At 64.6% G+C, this 21,269-nt stretch carries 17 protein-coding genes; 8 read left to right on the top strand and 9 right to left on the bottom strand.

Annotation, left to right across the window (positions count from 1 at the left end; all coding sequences use genetic code 11):
- Positions 1-142 precede the first annotated feature (142 nt).
- The 7 genes from waaF to QME24_RS16805 are packed head-to-tail and all read left to right on the top strand — an operon-like array spanning position 143 to position 7,103.
- Positions 143-1,192 (top strand): lipopolysaccharide heptosyltransferase II, encoded by a 1,050-nt coding sequence (gene waaF / locus QME24_RS16835; RefSeq protein WP_009683332.1) that lies wholly within the window; start codon positions 143-145, stop codon positions 1,190-1,192.
- Entirely contained in the window at positions 1,193-2,251 is a 1,059-nt protein-coding gene (gene waaC, locus QME24_RS16830; RefSeq protein WP_029885035.1) for a lipopolysaccharide heptosyltransferase I, read from the top strand.
- Positions 2,251-3,375, top strand: a complete 1,125-nt coding sequence (locus QME24_RS16825; RefSeq protein WP_054904279.1) for a glycosyltransferase family 4 protein — start codon at positions 2,251-2,253, stop codon at positions 3,373-3,375. The genes waaC and QME24_RS16825 overlap by 1 nt, the downstream gene beginning before the upstream one ends.
- Positions 3,372-4,178, top strand: a complete 807-nt coding sequence (gene rfaP / locus QME24_RS16820; RefSeq protein ID WP_054904278.1) for a lipopolysaccharide core heptose(I) kinase RfaP — start codon at positions 3,372-3,374, stop codon at positions 4,176-4,178. Before QME24_RS16825 ends, rfaP begins: the two co-directional genes overlap by 4 nt.
- Positions 4,178-4,912, top strand: coding sequence for a lipopolysaccharide kinase InaA family protein (locus QME24_RS16815; protein ID WP_054904277.1), 735 nt, complete (start codon positions 4,178-4,180; stop codon positions 4,910-4,912). Before rfaP ends, QME24_RS16815 begins: the two co-directional genes overlap by 1 nt.
- Positions 4,909-5,661: a lipopolysaccharide kinase InaA family protein gene (locus tag QME24_RS16810; RefSeq protein ID WP_192441497.1), complete on the top strand. Its 753-nt coding sequence runs from the start codon at positions 4,909-4,911 to the stop codon at positions 5,659-5,661. Before QME24_RS16815 ends, QME24_RS16810 begins: the two co-directional genes overlap by 4 nt.
- Positions 5,661-7,103, top strand: coding sequence for a lipopolysaccharide kinase InaA family protein (locus tag QME24_RS16805; RefSeq protein WP_235768362.1), 1,443 nt, complete (start codon positions 5,661-5,663; stop codon positions 7,101-7,103). The genes QME24_RS16810 and QME24_RS16805 overlap by 1 nt, the downstream gene beginning before the upstream one ends.
- Here QME24_RS16805 and QME24_RS16800 read toward each other — a convergent pair.
- From QME24_RS16800 to QME24_RS16765, 8 genes are all read right to left on the bottom strand, one after another.
- Positions 7,064-9,874, bottom strand: coding sequence for a DUF6543 domain-containing protein (locus QME24_RS16800; protein ID WP_192441499.1), 2,811 nt, complete (start codon positions 9,872-9,874; stop codon positions 7,064-7,066). The two genes, QME24_RS16805 and QME24_RS16800, sit on opposite strands and share 40 nt — an antisense overlap.
- A gap of 71 nt (positions 9,875-9,945) precedes the next feature.
- Positions 9,946-10,122, bottom strand: coding sequence for a hypothetical protein (locus tag QME24_RS16795; protein WP_009683340.1), 177 nt, complete (start codon positions 10,120-10,122; stop codon positions 9,946-9,948).
- On the bottom strand, positions 10,119-11,231 hold the full coding sequence (locus tag QME24_RS16790; RefSeq protein WP_009683341.1) for a PepSY-associated TM helix domain-containing protein: 1,113 nt from the start codon (positions 11,229-11,231) through the stop codon (positions 10,119-10,121). Before QME24_RS16790 ends, QME24_RS16795 begins: the two co-directional genes overlap by 4 nt.
- Positions 11,232-11,389: 158 nt before the next feature.
- Positions 11,390-13,822 (bottom strand): TonB-dependent siderophore receptor, encoded by a 2,433-nt coding sequence (locus QME24_RS16785; protein WP_232892604.1) that lies wholly within the window; start codon positions 13,820-13,822, stop codon positions 11,390-11,392.
- Between the two features lie 133 nt (positions 13,823-13,955).
- A complete protein-coding gene (locus QME24_RS16780; RefSeq protein WP_054881576.1) occupies positions 13,956-14,912 on the bottom strand; it encodes a FecR family protein in 957 nt (318 codons plus the stop codon).
- Positions 14,909-15,427: an RNA polymerase sigma factor gene (locus tag QME24_RS16775; protein WP_029885025.1), complete on the bottom strand. Its 519-nt coding sequence runs from the start codon at positions 15,425-15,427 to the stop codon at positions 14,909-14,911. The genes QME24_RS16780 and QME24_RS16775 overlap by 4 nt, the downstream gene beginning before the upstream one ends.
- Before the next feature lie 152 nt (positions 15,428-15,579).
- Positions 15,580-16,290 carry a 3'-5' exonuclease gene (locus QME24_RS16770; protein WP_009681519.1) on the bottom strand — a complete coding sequence of 237 codons (711 nt, stop codon included), beginning with the start codon at positions 16,288-16,290 and terminating at the stop codon, positions 15,580-15,582.
- Positions 16,287-18,224, bottom strand: coding sequence for a putative nucleotidyltransferase substrate binding domain-containing protein (locus tag QME24_RS16765; protein WP_280091356.1), 1,938 nt, complete (start codon positions 18,222-18,224; stop codon positions 16,287-16,289). The genes QME24_RS16770 and QME24_RS16765 overlap by 4 nt, the downstream gene beginning before the upstream one ends.
- A 116-nt stretch (positions 18,225-18,340) precedes the next feature.
- On the opposite strand from QME24_RS16765, the gene QME24_RS16760 reads away from it, so the two are divergent.
- On the top strand, positions 18,341-18,880 hold the full coding sequence (locus tag QME24_RS16760) for a response regulator (protein WP_054904271.1): 540 nt from the start codon (positions 18,341-18,343) through the stop codon (positions 18,878-18,880).
- A 146-nt stretch (positions 18,881-19,026) separates the two neighbouring features.
- On the opposite strand, the gene QME24_RS16755 is transcribed toward QME24_RS16760, so the two are convergent.
- On the bottom strand, positions 19,027-21,204 hold the full coding sequence (locus tag QME24_RS16755) for a malate synthase G (RefSeq protein WP_280091357.1): 2,178 nt from the start codon (positions 21,202-21,204) through the stop codon (positions 19,027-19,029).
- Between the last annotated feature and the right edge of the window lie 65 nt (positions 21,205-21,269).

Here is a 21,269-nt window from a genome sequence, read left to right as displayed (position 1 = left end):
TGTCGCGATGGGCTGCAAAGCAGCCCCAAAGGCTCATGCTTCACCACCGGTGGTACACTGTCCGCCACATAGCCTGAATATAAAGAGGGGAGGCCAGGCTGAACCGCAGCCTGTAGCCTCCCCGAGCGTTTCTGGACTAAGCATGAGAATACTGATCATTGGCCCCAGCTGGGTCGGCGACATGGTGATGGCGCAGACCCTGTTCCAGTGCCTGAAACAGCAGCACCCCGACTGCGTGATCGACGTGCTGGCCCCCGAGTGGAGCCGGCCGATCCTCGAACGCATGCCCGAAGTGCGCCAGGCCTTGAGCTTTCCGCTCGGCCACGGCGCACTGGAGCTGGCCACGCGGCGGCGTATCGGCAAGTCCCTGGCCGGCCAGTACGACCAGGCCATCCTGCTGCCCAACTCGTTGAAGTCGGCGCTGGTCCCCTTCTTCGCCGGCATTCCCAAACGCACCGGCTGGCGCGGCGAAATGCGTTTCGGCCTGCTCAATGACGTGCGCAAGCTGGACAAGGCCCGCTACCCGCTGATGATCGAGCGTTTCATGGCCCTGGCCTACGCCCCTGGTGCCGAATTGCCGCAACCGTACCCGCGCCCGCACCTGCAAATCGAAGCCCAGAGCCGCGAGGCCGCCTTGGCCAAGTTCGGCCTGGAGCTCGACCGCCCGGTACTGGCGCTGTGCCCCGGTGCCGAGTTTGGCGAGGCCAAGCGCTGGCCGGCCGAACACTATGCCGCCGTGGCGGATGCGATGATCCGCCAGGGCTGGCAGGTATGGCTGTTCGGCTCGAAAAACGACCACCCGGTGGGCGAGCAGATCCGCGACCGGCTGATCCCGGGGTTGCGCGAAGAGTCGGCCAACCTGGCTGGTGAAACCTCGCTGGCCGAGGCTATTGACCTGATGTCGTGCGCGCAGGCCGTGGTGTCCAACGACTCGGGGCTGATGCACGTGGCGGCTGCGCTCAACCGCCCGCTGGTGGCCGTATATGGCTCCACCTCGCCCGGCTTCACCCCACCGCTGGCCGAACAGGTGGAAGTGGTGCGCACCGGTATCGAGTGCAGCCCCTGCTTTGACCGCACCTGCCGCTTCGGCCACTACAACTGCCTGCGCCTGCTGGAGCCCGGTAAAGTCATCGCCGCCCTGCATAGCCTGAGCGGGCCGGACCTGATCGATGCCGTGGCCGAGGTCGACTAAGTGCGGGTACTGATCATCAAGACCTCATCCCTGGGTGACGTGATCCATACCCTGCCGGCACTGACCGATGCCGCCCATGCGCTCCCGGGCATCCGGTTCGACTGGGTGGTGGAAGAAGGCTTCGCCGAAATCCCCAGCTGGCACCCGGCGGTCGACCAGGTCATCCCGGTGGCCATCCGCCGCTGGCGCAAGAACCTTTGGCAAACCCTCAAGAGCGGCGAATGGAAGGCCTTCAAGCAGCGCTTACGCGCGCGCAAGTACGACCTGGTGATCGACGCCCAGGGCCTGGTCAAGTCGGCCTGGCTCACCCGCTACGTGAAGGCCCCGGTGGCTGGCCTGGACCGCTATTCGGCCCGTGAAGGCTGGGCCAGCCGCTTTTATGACCGGCGCCTGTCGGTTGCTACCGGCCAGCATGCGGTCGAGCGGGTGCGCCAGCTGTTCGCCATGGCCCTGGCCTACGACCTGCCCGAAGGCATCGGCAACTACGGCCTGGACCTCGAGCGCCTGCAACTGCCGCCAGCGGCGCCCTATGTCGTGTTCCTGCATGGCACCACCTGGGCGACCAAGCACTGGCCGGAAGCCTATTGGCGCGAACTGGCCGAGCGCATGGGCCGGCGCAAGCTGGAGGTGCGCCTGCCGTGGGGCAACCCGGCGGAGAAGGCGCGGGCCGAGCGCATTGCCCAAGGCTTGAACAATTGCCAGGTGCTCCCCAAATTGAACCTTGCCGGTGTGGCCCGCGTGCTGGCAGCGGCAAAGGCCTGCGTGGCGGTCGATACCGGCCTGGGCCACCTGGCCGCGGCACTCGATGTGCCGACCATTTCGTTATTCGGCCCGACCAACCCGGGCCTGACCGGCGCCTACGGACGGACCCAGATTCACCAGGCCAGTGACTGGCCCTGCGCGCCCTGCCTGCAGAAGAAGTGCACCTACAAACCGAGCGCCGATGACCTGGCCCGGTTCGATCTCAAACGCGAGTGGCCACTGTGCTTCACTCGCCTGAATCCCGAGCATGTGGCGAGCCGCTTGAGCGCGTTGCTGCTGGCTGAGGATGTCCGTTGATGCAACTGGCTTTCGTACTTTACAAATATTTCCCCTTTGGCGGGCTGCAACGCGACTTCATGCGCATTGCCCTGGAGTGCCAGAAGCGCGGCCACCAGATCCGTGTGTACACGTTGATCTGGGAGGGCGACATTCCTCCAGGCTTCGAGGTGCTGGTGGCGCCGGTCAAGGCGGTCTTCAACCACCGGCGCAACGAGAAGCTCAGTGCCTGGATGGCCGCCGACCTGGCCAAGCGCCCGGTCGACCGCCTGATCGGCTTCAACAAGATGCCGGGGCTGGACGTGTACTACGCCGCCGACGGCTGCTTCGAGGACAAGGCGCAAACCCTGCGTGGCGGCCTGTACCGCCGTTGGGGCCGCTACCGGCACTTTGCCGAGTACGAGCGTGCGGTGTTCGCCAAGGACGCGCATACCGAAGTGCTGATGATTTCCGAAGTGCAGCAGCCGCTGTTCATCAAGCATTACGGCACTCCGCTGGAGCGCTTCCACCTGTTGCCGCCGGGCATTTCCCAGGACCGCCGCGCGCCGGCCAATGCCGCCGAGATTCGCGCCGAGTTCCGCAAGGAGTTCAACCTGGGCGAGGGTGACCTGCTGCTGGTGCAGATCGGCTCGGGCTTCAAGACCAAGGGCGTGGACCGCAGCCTCAAGGCGCTGGCGGCACTGCCGTCGGCGCTGCGCAAGCGCACCCGGTTGATGGTCATCGGCCAGGACGACCCCAAGGTATTCCAGCTGCAAAGCGCTACCCTGGGCCTGGGCGACCAGGTGCAGTTCCTCAAGGGCCGTAGCGACATCCCGCGCTTTCTGCTGGGTGCCGACGTGCTGATTCACCCGGCGTACAACGAAAACACCGGTACAGTGCTGCTCGAAGCGCTGGTGGCCGGTTTGCCGGTGCTGGTGTCCAGGGTGTGCGGCTATGCCCATTACATTGCCGAGGCCGACAGTGGCCTGGTGCTGGACGAGCCGTTCGAGCAGGACCAGCTCAACAGCTACCTGCAGCGCATGCTGGAAGACCCGCAGGCCCGCGCCAGCTGGTCGCGCAACGGACTGGCATTCGCCGAAACCGCCGATCTGTACAGCATGCCGCAGCATGCTGCCGACGTGATCCTGGGGCAGAAAACCGCATGAAGCTGATACTGGCCGAACCCTTCAAACACCTGTGGGCCGGGCGCGATGCCTTCGACGCCGTGGAGGCGCTGCAAGGTGAGGTCTACCGCGAACTCGAAGGCCGCCGCACGCTGCGTACCGAGGTGGCTGGCGAGGGCTTTTTCGTCAAGATCCACCGCGGTATCGGCTGGGGCGAGATCTTCAAGAACCTGCTGACCGCCAAGCTGCCGGTGCTCGGTGCCGGCCAGGAGTGGCAGGCGATCCAGCGTTTGCATGAAGCGGGCGTGCCAACCATGACCGCGGTCGCCTACGGTGAGCGCGGCAGCAACCCCGCCGCGCAACATTCGTTCATCATCACCGAAGAGCTGGCGCCGACCATCAGCCTGGAAGACTTCAGCATCGACTGGGCCAGGCAGCCGCCCGAGCCGCGCCTGAAGCATGCGCTGATCGCCGAGGTGGCGAAAATGACCGGCGGCATGCACCGCGCCGGGGTCAACCACCGCGACTGCTACATCTGCCACTTCCTGCTGCACACTGACCGCGCGGTGACGGCGGATGATTTCAAACTGTCGGTGATCGACCTGCACCGCGCGCAAACCCGGGCGACAATCAGCCGGCGTTGGCGTGACAAGGACCTGGCGGCGCTGTACTTCTCGGCGCTGGACATCGGCCTTACCCAACGCGACAAATTGCGCTTCCTGCGCGCTTACTTCCAGCGCCCGCTGCGGCAAGTCCTCAAGGACGAAGCCGCGCTACTGGCCTGGCTGGAGCGCAAGGCGCAGAAACTCTACGATCGCAAGCAACGCTATGGGGATGCACTCTAATGGCGAGTTGGACACTGGCGCCGGGTTACCAACACCTGGCGGCGGACTTCGGCAGCCTCGATGCGGTATTTGCCATTCAAGGCGAACGCCTGACCCGCGACCCGCTCAGCGAGGTGGTGCGCATCGAGCGTGATGGGGTCAACTATTACGTCAAGCGGTACACCGGTGCCGGCAAGCACATGCGCCGCTACCTGGGCCGGCCGCGCATCAAGGCCGAATGGCAGAACCTCAAGCAGTTCGCCAAGTGGGGCATTCCCACCGCCGAAGTGGTGGCCTGGGGCCTTGAGCGCAATGGCCTGGCCTTTGGCCGCGGGGCGATGATCACCCGCGAGCTGCCCAACACCGAAGACCTGTCGGCACTGGCCGAGCGCAACGATGCGCGGCTGGCCGATCGCACCTGGGTCGACCATATCAGCCGCCAGTTGGCCCGCCATACCCGGGTGATGCACGAACACCGTTTCGCCCACAACGACCTGAAGTGGCGCAACCTGCTGGTCGATGACCAAGGCACGCTGTTCTTCATCGACTGCCCCACCGGCGATTTCTGGCGCGGGTTCATGTGGCGGCACCGGCTGATCAAAGACCTGGCCTGCCTCGACAAGGTGGCCAAGTACCACCTCTCGGCTACCCAGCGCCTGCGTTTCTACCTGCAGTACCGTGACCGTAAACGGCTTGATGCGCGCGACAAGAAACGCATTCGCCAGGTGCTGGGCTTTTTCGAGGGAAGGGAATGACCGACTACCTGGCCAGCGCAGAACTCGCGCTGCTCAAACGCCATGGGCTGGATGACTTCGAGGCGCTGTGGGCGCTGCAACTGGACGCCGTGGACGAGCCCAACACCGGCCGTGGCGGCTGGAGCAGCGTGTTCCGCCTGGAGCTCGAAGGCAAGGGGTACTACCTCAAGCGCCAGTGCGACTACCTGACCCGCACCCTGCACCGGCCGTTTGGCGAGCCAACCTTCGCCCGCGAATTCCGCAATATCAGCCGTTATCAGAAGTTGCACATTCCGGCCTTGCAGGCGGTGTTCTACGGTGAGCGCAAGCAGGGCGGCCAGCACCGGGCGATTCTGATGACTCGTGCCCTGGACGCGTGGGCCGACCTCGACAGCCTGCTGGGCCAATGGCCGCAGTTGGGCGAGGCCGAACGCAACGGCATCCTGCAGGCGTGCGGCCAGCTGGCGCGTACCCTGCACGGCGCCGGCCAGGTGCACGGCTGCTTCTACCCCAAGCACATCTTTCTGCGCCAGCGCCGCGAGGGGTGGGACGCCCAACTGATCGACCTGGAAAAGACCCGGCCGTTGCTGTTCGGCATGCGTGACCGCCTCAAAGACCTGGAGCCGCTGCTACGCCGCGCCCGGGCCTGGAGCGAGGCGGATGTCCGCACCTTGCTGGCCAGCTACCTGGCGCAGCCCGCCGAAGGCACGCTGGTCGACACCTGGCGGCAACGCCTGACGCAACGCCGTCGTGAAAAAGAGGCCCGCTGATGCGTTTGTCTGAACTCAAGGCTGCCGGGCGTAGCCCGTCACTGCCGCTGACCCTGACCTTGGCCGATGCCGCCGGCAGCGCTGACCTGCAGCTGCTCAGCCTGTTGCGTGTGCTACCGGGCCAGCGCTATGTCGGCGCCGGTGTGTGGCGCGGGACGCCAGTACTGGCCAAGTTGTTGGTGGGTGCTAACGCGGCGCGGCATTTCCAGCGCGAATTGCAGGGCGTGAAGCTGTTGGCCGGGCAGGGGCTGACCACGCCCAGGCTGCTGGCCGACGGGCTCAGGGAAGGCGAAGGTGGCTGGCTGCTGTTTGAATTCCTCGACGGTGCCCAAAGCCTGGCCGATGCCTGGGGCGCGGTGGAAAACCTGCCGGTGCTGGCCGACGCGCAGCAGCAGGTGCTGGGTGAGGCGCTGACGGCCGTGGCGCACATGCACGCCAAAGGCCTGTGGCAGGAAGACCTGCACCTGGACAACCTGCTGCGCCACGCCGGCAAGCTGTACCTGATCGATGGCGCCGGCATCAAGGCCGAAACCCCTGGCCAGCAACTCTCGCGCCCGCGGGTGCTGGAAAACCTCGGGGTATTCTTCGCCCAGTTGCCCAAGCGCCTGGAACCGTTCATCGAAGAGTTGCTGGTGCATTACCTGCTGGCCAATGCCGAGCACGCGCTGCCACTGGAAGCCTTGCAGAAGCAGGTGGACAAGGTGCGCAGCTGGCGGCAGAAGGACTACCTGGAAAAGGCCGGGCGCGAATGCAGCCTGTTCAGCGTACAGCGCAGCTTGTCGGGCTTGCGTGCGGTTCGCCGCAGCGAGGTGGCCGCCATGCTGCCGGTGCTGGAACAGGCCGATGCCTTGATCGACCAAGGCCACCTGTACAAGACCGGTGGCGCCGCCAGTGTGGCGCGTATCGAGGTGAATGGCCGGCAGTTGGTGCTCAAACGCTACAACATCAAGAACACCGCGCACTGGCTCAAGCGCTTCTGGCGCCCGAGCCGGGCCTGGCATTCATGGATCGAAGGGCACCGCCTGGAGTTTCTCGACATCGCCACGCCACGCCCCTTGGCGGTGCTGGAGCAGCGGGTGCTGGGCCTGCGCAGCCGTGCCTACCTGGTCACCGAGTATGTCGATGGCCCAGACCTGACCGCGTGCTTTGCGCCCTACGTGGAAAGTGGCGAGGCCCCGCAAGAACAGCTCGATGCGTTGGTGCAGGTGATGCAGCAGCTGATCCGCGAGCGCATCAGCCACGGCGACTTCAAGGGGCACAACCTGTTCTGGGACAACGGGCGCTGGTCGCTGATCGACCTGGACGCCATGTGCCAGCATGCCACCCAGCTCAGCTTCGCCCCCGCCTATGCCCGCGACCGGGCACGGCTGCTGCGCAACTGGCCAAGTGGCAGTGCCTTGCATCAGCGGTTGGACGGGCTGTTGCCGCGGCTTACCGAATAACAGTCTGGAAACGCCAGCCAGTCACTGCTTCGGCCGGGCTGGCGAACCCGGATGCGCCACTGGTCCCCCTGCCAACGCACAATGGCCCAGGCAATGGGCCTGCTGTGCGGTTGCCCGGGCATCAGCAAATGGTAATGGTTGTCCAGCAAGTGCGCGCGCAGCGGCAACGCCTGGCTGCCTGCCACCAGAAAGTACTCCCGGCCCAGGCGGTACAGCCCAGCGGTGTCGGTTGGCTCGGCGCCAGCGGGGTACGTGGGCAGTTGGCACGCTTTGAACAGCGCCTGCAAGTCGGGTAGCCCGTCATGCCACAGCACCACAGAGTCCACTACCCATTCGCCGTCTTCGCGGCGTTTGACCGGTACCTTGGTATAGGCGTCTGGCATGCGCGGGTCTACTACCCGCCAGCGGTAGCCGTCGAAAGCGACCTGGTATGTAGCCCCGCTGGCATCCCGGATGTAGTAGAAGCTCATGCCGGGGTACGGCGAGGGTTGCTCGTAGATACCTTCTTTGTGAATGCCATCCACGCGGTAGCGCAGTTTTTCACGGTTGATGTTCACGCTTGCCGAAGGCGGCAACTTCAGCGGTGGAGGCGAGGGTATTCCCCGCAACGCGCGGCGCATCACGGTTGTTCCACCCAGGTTGTTGACGGCGTCGTTGGCGTAGGTGAAGGCGTCGACGATGTGCTTCAGTACCTCGGTACGTTGCGCTTGCTTGAAGGCCTTGTGCGCATCGATCACCGACAGGATCGAACGCCCCAACGATACCGCCACCAGTGCCCGGTTGGGCAACACGAAGCTGATCAAGTCCAGAATGAGCGTCAGCCCGCGCAGGCCGAGCTCGGTCAGCAGTTCCCGCCGGGTGTTGGTGCTGGCATCGACCGCGGCCAGCATGGCATTCACTTCCGCGAGGTAGCGGGCCTGCTGGAAATCGCCGGTGATCGTCGGGCGTTGTACATGGGGCCCCATGCCGCCTTTGGTCAGCCATAGCTCGATTTGCTCACGGTCGGCCAGCGGCAGGCGGTCTTTCAGGTAATCGCGCAGGGCAGGTTGTTTGCGCAGGGTCTTGAGCATGTGCCGGGTATTGCGAAACTCACGCCAGGCACGGCGGTCCGGGGCGTCCGGGGTGTAGACGATGAAGCGGGCGAAGCCTGGGCTGTCTGGGGTGACCAGCATGATGCCTTGCAGCGTATGCCCACCGATCAGCAACTGGCGCACGCTCAGTTGCGCTACGTCTGCCTGTTGGCGGGCATGGCTTTGCGGGTATTCGAGCAAGGTGGTGATCCAGGCGAACCCGCGCTCGAACGGGTCTTCGAGAAGGTGGCCGGCATAGTGCGCCTTGGCCGCTTCAGCGCGCATGCGCGCATGGCTGATGGCGACATAACTGTCCTGCCGCCACTGTGCCTGCGGCGATGTCAGCAAATGGGTGCGCAGGTATTGGCTGTAGCTTTCACCCACATCCAGCTCACGCACCAGCTGCTTGACCTGGCTTGGGCTGACGCCAGCGATGGTCACGCCCTGCTTGTCGTGCACCCTCGCCGTCAACCAGTAGTCGATATCGAGCAAGCTGACGTTGATCAGCGCCAGCTCGTCGATGCGGTAGGTCTGCTGGACCAGCTCGATGCTGTCGCCAACCTGCGGGCGGCTGGCGACGGGTATCCAGGGGCCGGTAATGCTGGGCGGCAACACAGGGCCTATGGGCCTGGCCAGGGTAACGCTGACATACACGCCGAGCGGGTCGATATCCAGCTGGTGACGTTGGCGCAGATGCGTGCGCAGGCGTTCACGTGTCCAGGCGAGCAGGCCATTGCGGTCGACGAATTGCTCAAGGCTCAGGATACCGGGTGCCGCCGCCTTGTCGATGGCGATCACCAGCTCTTGCAGGGTTTGCATGATGTGCGTGAGGCCCTGTGCCGAGGCGTTTTTCAGCCAGGCTGGCGAGTTGCGCTCCAGCAGCAGGCCGTAGCGTGTCTGTAGCGCAGAGCGGCTGTCGGCCCATGGCAGCAGATCGGCGGCCTCGGCCAGGTCCGCTGTCAGCTTGGGCCAGTCCACCGCCGCCTGCTGCGCAGCTTCCTGCCAGGCCTGGGTCAGCGCGGCGTGCTGGCCGTCGATCAAGGCCTGAGCCTGTGCCTGAATCATGTCCTCGTTGAACCATTCATAGCGCAGGCGCTCGGCGTTGCGGGCGTTGTCGCGATCGTGTTCGTTGCTCATGTGCCGCAGCAGTGGCCGGCTTTGCTGCACGTCGTCCAGGCGTTCGCAAAGCTCGGTGTGCAGCTCGGCAAGGCTATCGAATGCTTCGATGCCATGGGACAGGCTGCACAGCAGCGCGTAGTCGGTGGTGTTGCGGGTGTCTGGCATGCGGCCCTCGGGCCGGCCTTCGACGATCACGAAAGTGCCGGGCAGGTAGCTACGCCAATTGGGTGTGGTGATGTCCAGTACGGGGCGGTAGATCTGCGGCCGTTGCGCGGCTGGTAAATGCTGGCGCTGCGAGGGCAGCGGCCTGTTGGCGCAGCAGGTGACCAGCTCGGCATGGCTCGAACCCAGCGTATGGTCATCGCTGCGCAACGCGATTTGCGCCAGCAGTTGCTGGCGCAGCAGCGCAGCCAGGCGTGCCCGCCGGCTTTCGCCGCTTGCGGTGCCAAGCCAGTACTGCGCAAGGTCGGCGAAGTAGCGCTGCCGTGCGTTCAGCAGCGGCAGCGACGGGTCGGGCGTTGGGGGTGGGGTGAGCAGGGCGCTCAATTGCGCATCGAAGGACTTGAAGTGTGTCAGGCTCATGGCGGGCTCCACGGTGAACAGGCCGTGCAGCTTGGTCCCAGCTGTTGATCCAGGCGTGTTAGCTGTTTACCTCATTTGCCGCTCAGCCCACGGAACCCGAGCCATGCCGGAATGCCCAGCCCCAGCCAGGCCAGGGCGTCCCAGGCGCCGTCCCCGAGCAGCGCGGCGAACAGGCCGGCTGCACCCAGCGCGGCGATGAGCCCAGGCCAGGCGAAGATCTGCCTGGTGCTGCGTGACGTGTGGCTCACGGGCGCGCCCCCCTGCTGCTGCGCAGCTTGGTCCACCACAGGTAGAGGCCGCTGCCGAGTACGATGATCGTCAGCACGTCCAGTGCTGCCCACAGCACCTGCATGGGCCGCCCGCCGTAGTCGCCAAAATGCAGGGGTTGCGACAGGCCCATGGCATCCATGTACCAGGGGCGTTCGCCGACGGCGGTCACTTGCAGCGTGCGTGCATCGATCAGGACCGGGGTCAGCAGGTGCGAAGTGAGGTGCGTGGCACCTTTCATGAACACCGCGTAGTGGTGCTCACTGGAGAAGCGTGTACCGGGGAAGGCGATGAAGTCTGGGCGCATGCCGGGGGCGGCCTGTTCGGCGATGGCCAGCAGGTCGCTGGCCGCAGCGCGTTCGCCCAGCGGTGGGGCGTTGCGGTAGGGCGCCACCATGGCCGCCAGGCTGTCGTTGCGCCAGGCAGCGATCACCAGGTCGGACAGGGCGCTGATCACGCCGGTTACACCGACAGTCAGTGCCCAGGCCAAGGTGACGATGCCGATCAGGTTGTGCAGGTCGAGCCAGCGCAGGCGCCGGGATTTGTCGTGGCGCACGCTGGCGAAGCCCAGCCGGCGCATGAACGGGGCATACAGCACGGTGCCGGACACGATCGCGACGACGAACAGCACGCCCATGAAGGCCAGCAGCAACTTGCCCGGCAGGCCGGCGAACATGTCCACGTGCAGGCGCAGCATCAGCATCATGAAGCCACCGTTGGCGGCGGGCATGGCTACCGCTTCGCCTGTGCGGGCGTCGAGCATGAAGGTGTGCGACAGGTTGGGCTCGGTACCGGCGGTGGCGGCGGTGATGGCCACCACGCCGTCGGGTTGGTCTTCTTCATAACCAAAGTACTGCATGACCTCGCCGGGGCGGTGCTGCTCGGCCTTGAGCACCAGCTGTTGCAGGTCGAGGTGCGGGGTGCCGGGCGGCATTTCGCGCAGTTCGGCGGCGTCGCCCAGCAGGTGTTCGAGTTCGTGGTGGAAGATCAGCGGCAGGCCGGTGAGGGCGAGCAACAGCAGGAACAGGGTACAGACCAGGCTGCTCCAGGTGTGGACCGCTGACCAGCGGCGGATGGTTGGGCTTTTCATCACGGTACCGTTTTTTGCCTGAGGAATTGGAGGGGCCTGCTGCGCAGCCCAATCGCCGGCAAGCCAGCTCCCACAGGTCAGCGCAGGTCCTCGGGGTCCTGATTTACCTGTGGGGGCTGGCTTGCCGGCGATTGGGCCGCAACGCGGCCCCGGCTCACTCAGAACTTGTAGGTGGCGCTGGCCACGACACTCCGCTCGTCGCCGTAGTAGCAGTAGTACGAGTCACAGGTGGAGAGGTAGTCCTTGTCCAGCAGGTTGTTCGCATTGAGCGCGACCGACGCCCCTTTCAGGCTGTTGTCCAGGCGGCCCAGGTCGTAATGCACCGAGGCATCGAACACCGTGTAGGCATTGGCCTTGCCCAGCCAGGTGTTGCCTTGGTCACCATAGGTATTGCCGGTGTAGCGTGCCCCCAGGCCGATGCCGAAGCCGTCCAGTACGCCCGAGTGGAAGGTGTAGTCGCCCCACACCGAGGCCTGCTGGTTAGGCATCAGTTGCAGGCGGTTGCCCTTGAACTGGCCATCCTGCACTTCGGATTTGGCCAGGGTATAGGCGGCAATTACCTTCAGGTTGTCGGTAACGTCGGAAACCGCTTCAAGCTCCAGGCCGCGGACTTTCACTTCGCCGGTTTGGCTGGTGACACTGGTATTGCCGTCGTTGCTGGTGACCAGCACATTCTTTTGAGTCAGGTCATACACCGCGGCCGAGAGCAACGTATTTGAACCGGGGGGCTGGTATTTGACACCCAGTTCCCACTGCTTGCCTTCGGTTGGTTTGAACGACTTCAGTGGGTCCGCATCGGCCTTGCTGGCGGGCTGGAAAGATTCTGCATAGGACAGGTAAGGCACAAACCCCGAATCGAAGACGTAACTGATCGCCGCGTTGCCGCTGAAGTTACTGTCGCGCTGGGTGTTGGTAGCGTCGCCTTTGTTGAAGAACGTTGTACCGGTGTGTACCCAGTCCTCCCGACCACCCAAGGTCAGCCGCCAGTTGCCCAGCGCCATTTGGTCCTGCACGTACAGGCCGGTCTGAATGGTTTTCTGGTCGTAGTCGTAGTAGGCAGTGGAACGGTCGGGTCTGCTGATCGGCAAACCGTAGACTGGGTCGTTGACATTGATGGGTGGCGCAGCGCCATAGATCGTCAGGAAATTGTTGTTGGTACGTTGGTGGTCCAGGCCGAGCAGCAAGGTGTGGCTGATGGCGCCTGTGCTGAAATCACCCTGGAAGTTGTTGTCGACGGCGAACTGGCTGATGTCCTCGTCAACGTTGGTGGTACTACGCCCCACGTTGCCTTGGTCGTCCACGACCATACCGAACTCCGGCAAGTAGCTGTTGACGGTGATCGTCTGGAACGACAGCTCGGACTTGGTATAGCGCAAGTTTTGCCGGAACTGCCACACGTCGTTGAAACGGTGCTCGAACGCGTAGCCCAGCGCGTAGTAGGTACGGTCGTAGAATTCGTAATTCGGGTCACCCAGGTTCTTGTGGTGCGAGATCTTGCCGAACGGCATGTCGATCTTGGTGCCCTGGATCGGTCGGAACTGGCTGGTGACCCCGGTATCGTCGCGGGTGAATTGGGAAAGGAAGGTCAGCGAGGTATCTTCGTCCACGTTCCAGGTCAGGCTCGGGGCGATGTTGTAGCGCTTGTTGTCGATGTGATCGACCTGCGTACCGCTGTCACGGATCACACCGCTCACGCCATACAGCAAGCGGCCGTCGTCATCGATCTTGCCGGTGCTGGCGAAGTTGATCTGGCGGTGGTTGTCACTGCCATATTGCAGTTCGATTTCATGCGCGCTTTCGGCTTGCGGGCGGCGGCTGACCATGTCCAGCAGACCGCCGGGTGGGGTCTGGCCATAGACCGAAGAGGCCGGGCCGCGCAGCAGCGCCAGGCGGTCGAGGTTCCAGGTTTCGGCTTTCGGGTTGGCGTACACGCCACGTGGCAACGGCAGGCCATCCAGGAACTGGGTGGGCTCGAAGCCGCGCACCCGCATCCAGTCATAGCGGGTGTCGCTGCCGAAGCTGGCAGAGACGATGCCTGGCATATAGCGCACGGCGTCGTCGAGGCTATGCACGCCGCGGTCTTTCATCTGCTCGCGGGTCGCCACGGAAATGGACCGTGGGACTTCGACCAGGGCGGTGTCGGTCTTGGTGCCGGCGGCCGTGCGCTGGGCCAGGTAGCCGTCGACCGGGCCCCACGCGCTTTCACTGGCGCTGTTGGCGTTCACGGTGATTTCCGGCAAGGCCAGGCTGCCCTCCGGCACCGCGACCAGGCTGTAGCTGCCCGCGCTGCTCTGCTGCAATTGCAGGCCGCTACCCAGCAGCGCTGCCTGCAAGGCGCCGAGCCCGTCATAGCGGCCGTTGACCGGCGCCGACGTGCGGCCACTGACCAGCGCCGGGTCCAGGGCCAGGGCGATGCCGGCCTGGCTGGCGATCTGGTTCAGGGCAGTGGCCAGCGGTGCGCTGGGCAGGTTGTAGGCGCGCAGCGCGGACTGCTCGGCGGCGAACAAGGCAGGGCTGATCAGCGGCGCGGCCATGCCGATGGCCAGGGCCATCAGGCTGGGGCGCAGGATACGATCTACGGCACGGGACATGCGGCGGTTCCTCGACGGGTAAGTGCTTGCTGCATCCTTGCCGAGCGAGAATCGAAAAGTGACAGGGCGAATCTGAAAAAAAGTGAGAATTGTTTGTAAAAGCAGGGGCGCCTGCGATCAGGCTGCTACAGCGCTACCTGGGCGTGACCTTCACCCACCACTGGGTATGCCGCTCGACCTTCACCGGCAGCACCGGCTCCAGTGAGGCCAATGCCAGGTCGGTATCGGTCAGCGGGAAGCTGCCGCTTACCCGCAGGTCGGCGACCGCTGCATCCACGCCCAGGTAGCCGCTGCGGTACTTGCCCAGCACCGCCAGCAAGTCACCAAGGCGTACGTCGTCGACCACCAGCATGCCGCGCGTCCAGGCATCGGCACCGGCCGGCACTGCGCTGACCTGGCCCAGGCCATCGGCATGCATCAGCACCTGCTGGCCTTCGCGCAACACCTGCTCGTCACCGCTGTTATGCGGCATGGCCGCGACCGACGCTTGCAACACTTCAAGGCGCGTGCCTGCGGCTTCACGACGTACCAGGAAGCGCGTGCCCAGTGGGCGCAAGCGGCCATCGTCGGTGCGCACCAGCAGCGGGCGGGGGTCCTGGTGGCCGGTATCGACCGAGATTTCACCCTGGTGCAGCACGATCACCCGTTGCGCACCGGCGTAGTCGATGTCTACCGCGGTGTGGGTATTGAGGCTCAACAGGGTGCCGTCGGCCAGGCGCAAGGTGCGCAACTCGCCGGTGGCGGTACGCTGGTCGGCAAGCCAGTAGCTGGGCGCCAGCGACGGTGCGCCAACCCACGCCAGCAGCGAGCCGAGCAGGAACATGCCGGCCAGGCCGCCGCCGACCTTGCCGATGCGCCGGCGCAGGCTGGCGCGCGACTGCAGCAACGCCTGGCGCGCCGGGCCGGCGGCTGCGCTGAGCCGCTGGTCCATGGCGCCGAGCTGTCGCCAGGCGCGCGCGTGTTCTTCGCTGGCGGCATGCCAGCGCATGAACTCACCACGTTCGGCAGGGCTGTCGCTGCCGCCGTCGAGGTTGAGTTTCCAGGCAATGGCAGCTTCCAGTACACGCGACGAGACCGGTGCGTTGCTCACGTCGGCTCCCCGTACAGGGCCACGTAGCACTGGCGCATACCCTGGGCGAGGTACTGGCGCACCCGCGACACCGAAACGCCCAGGCGCTCGGCGATTTCGGCATGGCCCATGCCATCCAGGCGGTTGTGCAGGAACGCCGCGCGGGCTTTGCTCGACAGCTTGCCAAGCAGGCGGTCGATGGCTTTGAGGTCTTCCAGAATCAGGTGCTGTACTTCGGGGGAGGGGTGTTCGGCTTCCGGCACCAGTGCCAGTTCCGCGAGGTAGGCCTGTTCCAGTGCGGCGCGCCGGAAGTGGTCGAACATCAGCCCCTTGGCCACGGCCGCAAGAAAGGCACGCGGTTCGCGGGGCGAGGCCAGCTGCTCGCGGCCAAGCAGGCGCACGAAGGTGTCCTGGCTCAGGTCTTCGGCACGTTGGCGGCAGGCCATGTTGCGTTGCAACCAGGCGAGCAGCCAGCCGCGGTGATCGCGGTACAGCGTACCAACCAGATCGGCGTGTGGGCTCTGTGCAGAAGGCAAGCAGCGTCCCCCCGGAACGTATGCATTAACTAACGATAATTATTCGCGATTGTTGCAGAGGGGAGGGGGTGGGTGCAATGGACGCTTATCGGTTCGCCTGCATGGGGTTGGCCAAGGGCCTGCGGTTTCACCGGCGCTGCGTAGCCCTGGCTTTACATGCCATGGCTCTGCACCTTGCGTCGCCGCCAGCCGCGCAGGCGCTGTTCCAGTTGCAGCGGGCTGTCCAGTTGTTGGCGCCGGGCCTGGCTGAACAGGATCAGCACAAGTTCTGCGGTGACCTGGGCATCAGCGCTGGCGTGGTGGCGTTCTTCCACCTGTAGCCCAAAGCGCGCCACCCAGTCATCCAGGCCCGCCTCGCGCAGAACCGTGTCGGGGTTGAGCATCGGCGCCAGCTCGGCCACATCCAGAAACGGCGACTGCAAGCGGTAACCCAGGCTTTCTTTCAGTGCCCGCGCCAGCATGCGCTGGTCGAACGGTGCATGGAATGCCAGTACCGGGCTGTCGCCAATGAAGTCGAGCAGGTCCAGCAAGGCTTCGGCGGGCTCGCAACCGGCCGCCAGGGCGCTTGGCCCGAGCCCGTGAATCAGCACGCTGGCGTTGGTTTTCAACAGTGGCCGCTGCAGGGTGCGTTCAAATTGCTGGGCAAAGTCGATGGCCCCGTCCTCAATGGCCACTGCGCCGATCGACAGTACCTGGTCACGGTTGGGGTTGAGCCCGCTGGTTTCCAGGTCCAGCACCACCCAGCGCTGCTCACGCAACGTGCACACACCCAGGGGCGCGGGTTTAGGTTGCCGGGCCAGGCGCTGGCGCGTGGCAGGGTCCAGCTCGGGTGTGCCGGGGCGCAGCCAGGCGAACAGGCTCATAACTGGTACCGCAGGGCCAGGCTGCTTTGCAGGCGCTGGGCCTGGCGCAGGGACTCGCGCAGGATACGCCGGTCCAGGTGGTTGAGGCTGTCCGGGTCAAGCCGGTTGGAATACGGCAGGTTGGCGCGGGCCTGGCGTTGATGCTGTTGCATGCGGGTCTGCTGGATGAAGTGATACGCCTCTTCATAGGCCGCGCCGTCCAGTGCTTCGATTACCCCTTTGGCGACCAGCTGGCGCAAGCGCTCCAGGGTATTGCAGGCGCCGATGCCATTGGCCAGCGCCAGCAGCCGGGCACCATCGACGAAGGGCGTCAGGCCCTGGACCTTCAGGTCGAGTGTGGCCGCCTTGTCGTTGCCTTGGCGGGTCAGCACGAACTCGCGCAGGCGGCCCACTGGCGGGCGCTGGCGCAGGGCGTTTTCCGCCATCATGCGCTGGAATATACGGTTGTCGGCCACCTGCGCCAGCACGCCTTGGCGCAGTTGCTCGCAGCCCTGATCGTCGCCCCACACCACCCGCAGGTCGAAGTAGATGCTTGAGCCCAGCAGGTTTTCCGGGCTGGCTTCGCGGACAAAACCGGCAAAGCGCCGCGCCCACTCGGCACGCGACAGGCACAGCGCAGGGTTGCCGGCCATGATGTTGCCCGTACACAAGGTGAAGCCACACTGGGCCAGGCATTGGTTGATGTACTGTGCCAGCGGCAGCAGGCGGGCACGGATGGCGTCGGCCTCGGCACTGTCCAGCGTCTCGAAAAGGATGCCGTTGTCCTGGTCGGTGTGCAGGGTCTGTTCGCGACGCCCTTCGCTGCCAAAGCACAGCCAGCTGAAAGGCACCCCAGGGTCGCCCCGTTCAGCCAGGGCCAGTTCGATGACCCGGCATACCGTGTGGTCGTTGAGCAGGGTGATGATCTGGGTGATCTGGGTGGACGAGGCGCCGTGGGCGAGCATCCGTTCGACCAGTTGGCTGATCTCGCCGCGCAGCGAGACCAGGCTGTCCAGCCGCGGTGCATGGCGAATGGTGCGCGCCAGGTGCACCAGGTCGACCCGTTGCAGCGAGAACAGGTCGCGCTCCGAGACCACGCCACACAGCCGGCCGTTTTCCACCAGGCACACGTGGGCAATGTGCCGCTCGGTCATTGCCATGGCTGCATCGAAGGCACTGGCCTGTGGGCTGAGGTAGAACGGCTTGGCGGTCATGTGCCGGGCAATCGGCGCACCCAGCTCGGCGTCCGCCGCGGCCACCACCTGGCGCAGGTCGCGCAGGGTGAAGATGCCGGTGGGGTAGCGCTGCGCGTCAACCACGACGATGCTGCCCACCTGCTGCTCGTGCATCAGCCGCACGGCTTCGCGCAGCGGCGTATCCGCGCTGCACACCACCGGGTGCCGCATGGCCAGTTCGCCCAGCGGCGTGTTCAGCGAGTACTGGGTACCCAGGGTTTCCACCGCACGCTGGCGAACCTGCTGGTTGACCTGGTCGAGCAGGCTGCTGACCCCGCGCAGGGCAAAATCCCGAAACACTTCAGACATCGAGAACACGCGGATGAACGCTGCCTTGTTCAGTTGCAGGCAGAAGGTGTCTTCGCCGGCCAGGTGCTCGGTGCGGGTGGCCCGTTCGCCGAGCAGGGCGGCCAGCGGGAAGCACTCGCCGCTGGTGATTTCGAAGGTGGTTTCGACACCCGGTTTCACCAAGTGCTGACGCTCGCCCACCACCCGCCCCTGCTTGACGATGTAGAAATGCTCGACCGGCCCGTCTGCCGGCTTGACGATGCTTTCGCCGCTGGCATAGAAGCGCAGCTGGCACTGCTCGACCAGGTAGGCCAGGTGGCTGTGCTCCATCTGGTTGAACGGCGGAAAGCGCTGCAGAAACTGCAGCGTGCCCTGAATGTTCTGCAGCACTGCGGTCCTGCCCGCCTGGCTGTAGGCGTCCTTTTTGCTCATGAAACCGACCGTATCGCTATGCCGAACTATATATATCTATATATAGGTGCCGGCCATGTTGTTCTCTGCCTCCATGGTCGGCTTGCGGCGGGGTGGTGCCCATTGGACGTAAGTCTATGAGCCCCCCTGTCAAAGACCCGACGAAAGGTGAATCGGGTCACGCAAGTTCTGCGGTCCTATGGCTGAAGCGGAATTTTCTTGACGAGATGGCCATGCCTGAGCAAATCGATATTCTAAGCGACGAAGAGCGCGAGGCATTGGGTGTGGCCAGTGCGCCGGTGGCCGTAAAGCCGTTGGTGTTGGTGGTGGATGACAACGCGGTGAACCGTGAAGCGTTGATCCTGTATCTGAAAAGCCGGGGCATTGAGTGTGTGGGCGCGGACGGGGCCGAGGAGGCCAGGTTGTACCTGCATTTCGAGCCGCGCATCGGCTTGATGATTACCGATTTGCGCATGCAGCCAGAGGATGGGCTGGAGCTGATCCGCAAGATTCGCGGGTCGGAGCGGGCGGCGTTGTCGATCATCGTCGTGTCGGGCGACACCGATGTGGCAGAGGCGGTGGACGTGATGCACCTGGGGGTGGTGGACTTCCTGCTCAAGCCGGTGGACCTGGGCAAGTTGCTGGAGCTGGTGAAGAAAGAGCTGAAAATTGATTGAGGCAGAGAGGGGCTGCTTTGCAGCCCTATCGCGACACAAGGCCGCTCCTACAGGTGCAGCGCAAGTTTTGATATTTGCGATATCCCTGTAGGAGCGGCCTTGTGTCGCGATTGGGCCGCAAAGCGGCCCCCGTACGCAGGTGTAACTTACAACCCGTTACGCGCCTTGTACTCGCGGCGACGGCGGTGCAGCACTGGCTCGGTATAGCCATTGGGCTGCTTGCCACCTTCGACCACTAGCTCCACTGCCGCCTGGAACGCAATGTTGTCGTCGAAGTTCGGCGCCATCGGGCGGTACAGAGGGTCAGCGGCGTTCTGCTGGTCGACCACCACCGCCATACGCTTGAGGCTTTCCAGCACCTGCGCCTGGCTGACCACGCCGTGGCGCAGCCAGTTGGCCAGCAGTTGCGCGGAGATGCGCAGGGTGGCGCGGTCTTCCATCAGGCCGACGTTGTTGATGTCTGGCACCTTCGAGCAACCGACACCCTGGTCGATCCAGCGCACGACATAGCCGAGGATGCCCTGGGCATTGTTGTCCAGCTCGTTGCGGATCTCTTCGGCCGACCAGTTGGTGTCGGCGGCCAGCGGGATGGCCAGGATATCGTCCACCGATGCCGGGGTGCGCGAGGCCAGCTCACGCTGGCGTGCCTGTACGTCCACCTTGTGGTAGTGCAGGGCATGCAGGGTGGCGGCAGTGGGCGACGGCACCCAGGCGGTGTTGGCACCGGCCAGCGGGTGGGCGATCTTCTGCTCGAGCATGGCGGCCATCAGGTCGGGCATGGCCCACATGCCTTTGCCGATCTGCGCACGGCCTTGCAGGCCGGTCGCCAGGCCGACATCGACGTTGTTGTTCTCGTAGGCACCGATCCACTTCTCGTTCTTCATGGCACCTTTGCGCACCACGGCGCCGGCTTCCATCGAGGTGTGAATTTCATCGCCCGTGCGGTCGAGGAAGCCGGTGTTGATGAACGCGACGCGCTCGGCAGCGGCCTTGATGCAGGACTTGAGGTTGACCGTGGTCCGGCGCTCCTCGTCCATGATGCCGACCTTCACGGTGTTGCGCGGCATGCCCAGTAGGTCTTCGACCTGGCTGAAAATCTCGGCGGCAAACGCCACTTCCTCAGGGCCATGCATCTTCGGCTTGACGATGTACACGCTGCCACTGCGGGTATTCTTGCGGCTGGTGTTGCCGTTGAGGTTGTGCAGGGCGATCAGGTTGGTGAACAGGCCATCCTGGATGCCTTCCGGAATTTCGTTGCCCTGGGCGTCGAGAATTGCCGGGTTGGTCATCAGGTGGCCAACGTTACGCACGAACAGCAGCGAACGGCCGTGCAGGGTCACGCTGCCACCGTTGGGCGCAGCGTACTCGCGGTCGGGGTTCATGGTGCGGGTGAAGGTCTTGCCACCTTTGCTCACGCTTTCGGCCAGGTCGCCCTTCATCAGGCCCAGCCAGTTGCGGTAGACGATGACCTTGTCGTCGGCATCGACGGCGGCGACCGAGTCTTCGCAGTCCATGATGGTGGTCAGTGCCGACTCCATCAGGATGTCTTTGACGCCAGCGTCGTCGGTGCTGCCGACCGGGGTGCTGGCATCGACCTGGATTTCGAAATGCAGGTCGTTGTGTTTCAGCAGCACGGCAGTCGGTGCCGCGGCATCACCCTGGAACCCGATCAGTTGGGCGTCGTCACGCAGGCCGGTGTTGGTGCCGCCCTTCAGGGTGACCACCAGCTTGCCGGCTTCGATGCGGTAGGCGGTGGAGTCGACGTGCGACCCAGCCGCCAGCGGCGCGGCTTCGTCAAGGAAGGCGCGGGCGAAGGCAATCACCTTGTCGCCACGCACTTTGTTGTAACCCTGGCCTTTTTCGGCGCCGCCTTCATCGCTGATGGCATCGGTGCCATACAGCGCGTCGTACAGCGAACCCCAACGGGCGTTGGCGGCGTTGAGGGCAAAACGGGCGTTCATCACCGGCACGACCAGCTGCGGGCCGGCCATATGGGCGATTTCTTCGTCCACGTTCTGAGTGGTGGCCTGGAAATCGTCGGCTTGTGGCAGCAGGTAGCCGATTTCCTGGAGGAATGCTTTGTAGGCTGCGGCGTCATGGGCCTGGCCTTTGCGTGCCTGGTGGTAGGCGTCGATCTTGGCTTGCAGCTCGTCGCGCTTGGCGAGCAGGGCTTTGTTCTTTGGAGCGAGGTCATTGATGATCTTCTCTGCACCCGCCCAGAACTGCTCGGCGACGATGCCGGTCCCGGGGATGGCTTCGTTGTTCACGAAGTCGTACAGGACCTTGGCGACCTGAAGGCCACCGACTTGAACGTATCCAGTCATTGCTTGCCTCACTCTGCTCAGCTATTTCGCTCTTCTGTATTAAGCCTGTAGCGCTTCTCTAAACA

Origin of the sequence: Pseudomonas sp. PARCl1, assembly GCF_947311875.1 — a bacterium.
In the GTDB taxonomy this organism is placed as follows: Bacteria; Pseudomonadota; Gammaproteobacteria; order Pseudomonadales; family Pseudomonadaceae; genus Aquipseudomonas; species Aquipseudomonas juntendi.
The sequence above is the reverse complement of the archived record's forward strand: the minus strand, read 5'-3'. Positions and strand labels throughout refer to the sequence as shown.

What these genes read in the sequence shown, in the direction of transcription:
- QME24_RS16765 (WP_280091356.1), bottom strand. Translation starts at nt 18,224, where the DNA reads ATGAGCAAAAAGGACGCCTACAGCCAGGCGGGCAGGACCGCAGTGCTG.
- QME24_RS16790 (WP_009683341.1), bottom strand. Translation starts at nt 11,231, where the DNA reads ATGAAAAGCCCAACCATCCGCCGCTGGTCAGCGGTCCACACCTGGAGC.
- QME24_RS16770 (WP_009681519.1), bottom strand. Translation starts at nt 16,290, where the DNA reads ATGAGCCTGTTCGCCTGGCTGCGCCCCGGCACACCCGAGCTGGACCCT.
- waaF (WP_009683332.1), top strand. Translation starts at nt 143, where the DNA reads ATGAGAATACTGATCATTGGCCCCAGCTGGGTCGGCGACATGGTGATG.
- QME24_RS16805 (WP_235768362.1), top strand. Translation starts at nt 5,661, where the DNA reads ATGCGTTTGTCTGAACTCAAGGCTGCCGGGCGTAGCCCGTCACTGCCG.
- QME24_RS16825 (WP_054904279.1), top strand. Translation starts at nt 2,251, where the DNA reads ATGCAACTGGCTTTCGTACTTTACAAATATTTCCCCTTTGGCGGGCTG.
- QME24_RS16755 (WP_280091357.1), bottom strand. Translation starts at nt 21,204, where the DNA reads ATGACTGGATACGTTCAAGTCGGTGGCCTTCAGGTCGCCAAGGTCCTG.
- QME24_RS16785 (WP_232892604.1), bottom strand. Translation starts at nt 13,822, where the DNA reads ATGTCCCGTGCCGTAGATCGTATCCTGCGCCCCAGCCTGATGGCCCTG.
- QME24_RS16800 (WP_192441499.1), bottom strand. Translation starts at nt 9,874, where the DNA reads ATGAGCCTGACACACTTCAAGTCCTTCGATGCGCAATTGAGCGCCCTG.
- QME24_RS16760 (WP_054904271.1), top strand. Translation starts at nt 18,341, where the DNA reads ATGAGCCCCCCTGTCAAAGACCCGACGAAAGGTGAATCGGGTCACGCA.
- QME24_RS16815 (WP_054904277.1), top strand. Translation starts at nt 4,178, where the DNA reads ATGGCGAGTTGGACACTGGCGCCGGGTTACCAACACCTGGCGGCGGAC.
- rfaP (WP_054904278.1), top strand. Translation starts at nt 3,372, where the DNA reads ATGAAGCTGATACTGGCCGAACCCTTCAAACACCTGTGGGCCGGGCGC.
- QME24_RS16810 (WP_192441497.1), top strand. Translation starts at nt 4,909, where the DNA reads ATGACCGACTACCTGGCCAGCGCAGAACTCGCGCTGCTCAAACGCCAT.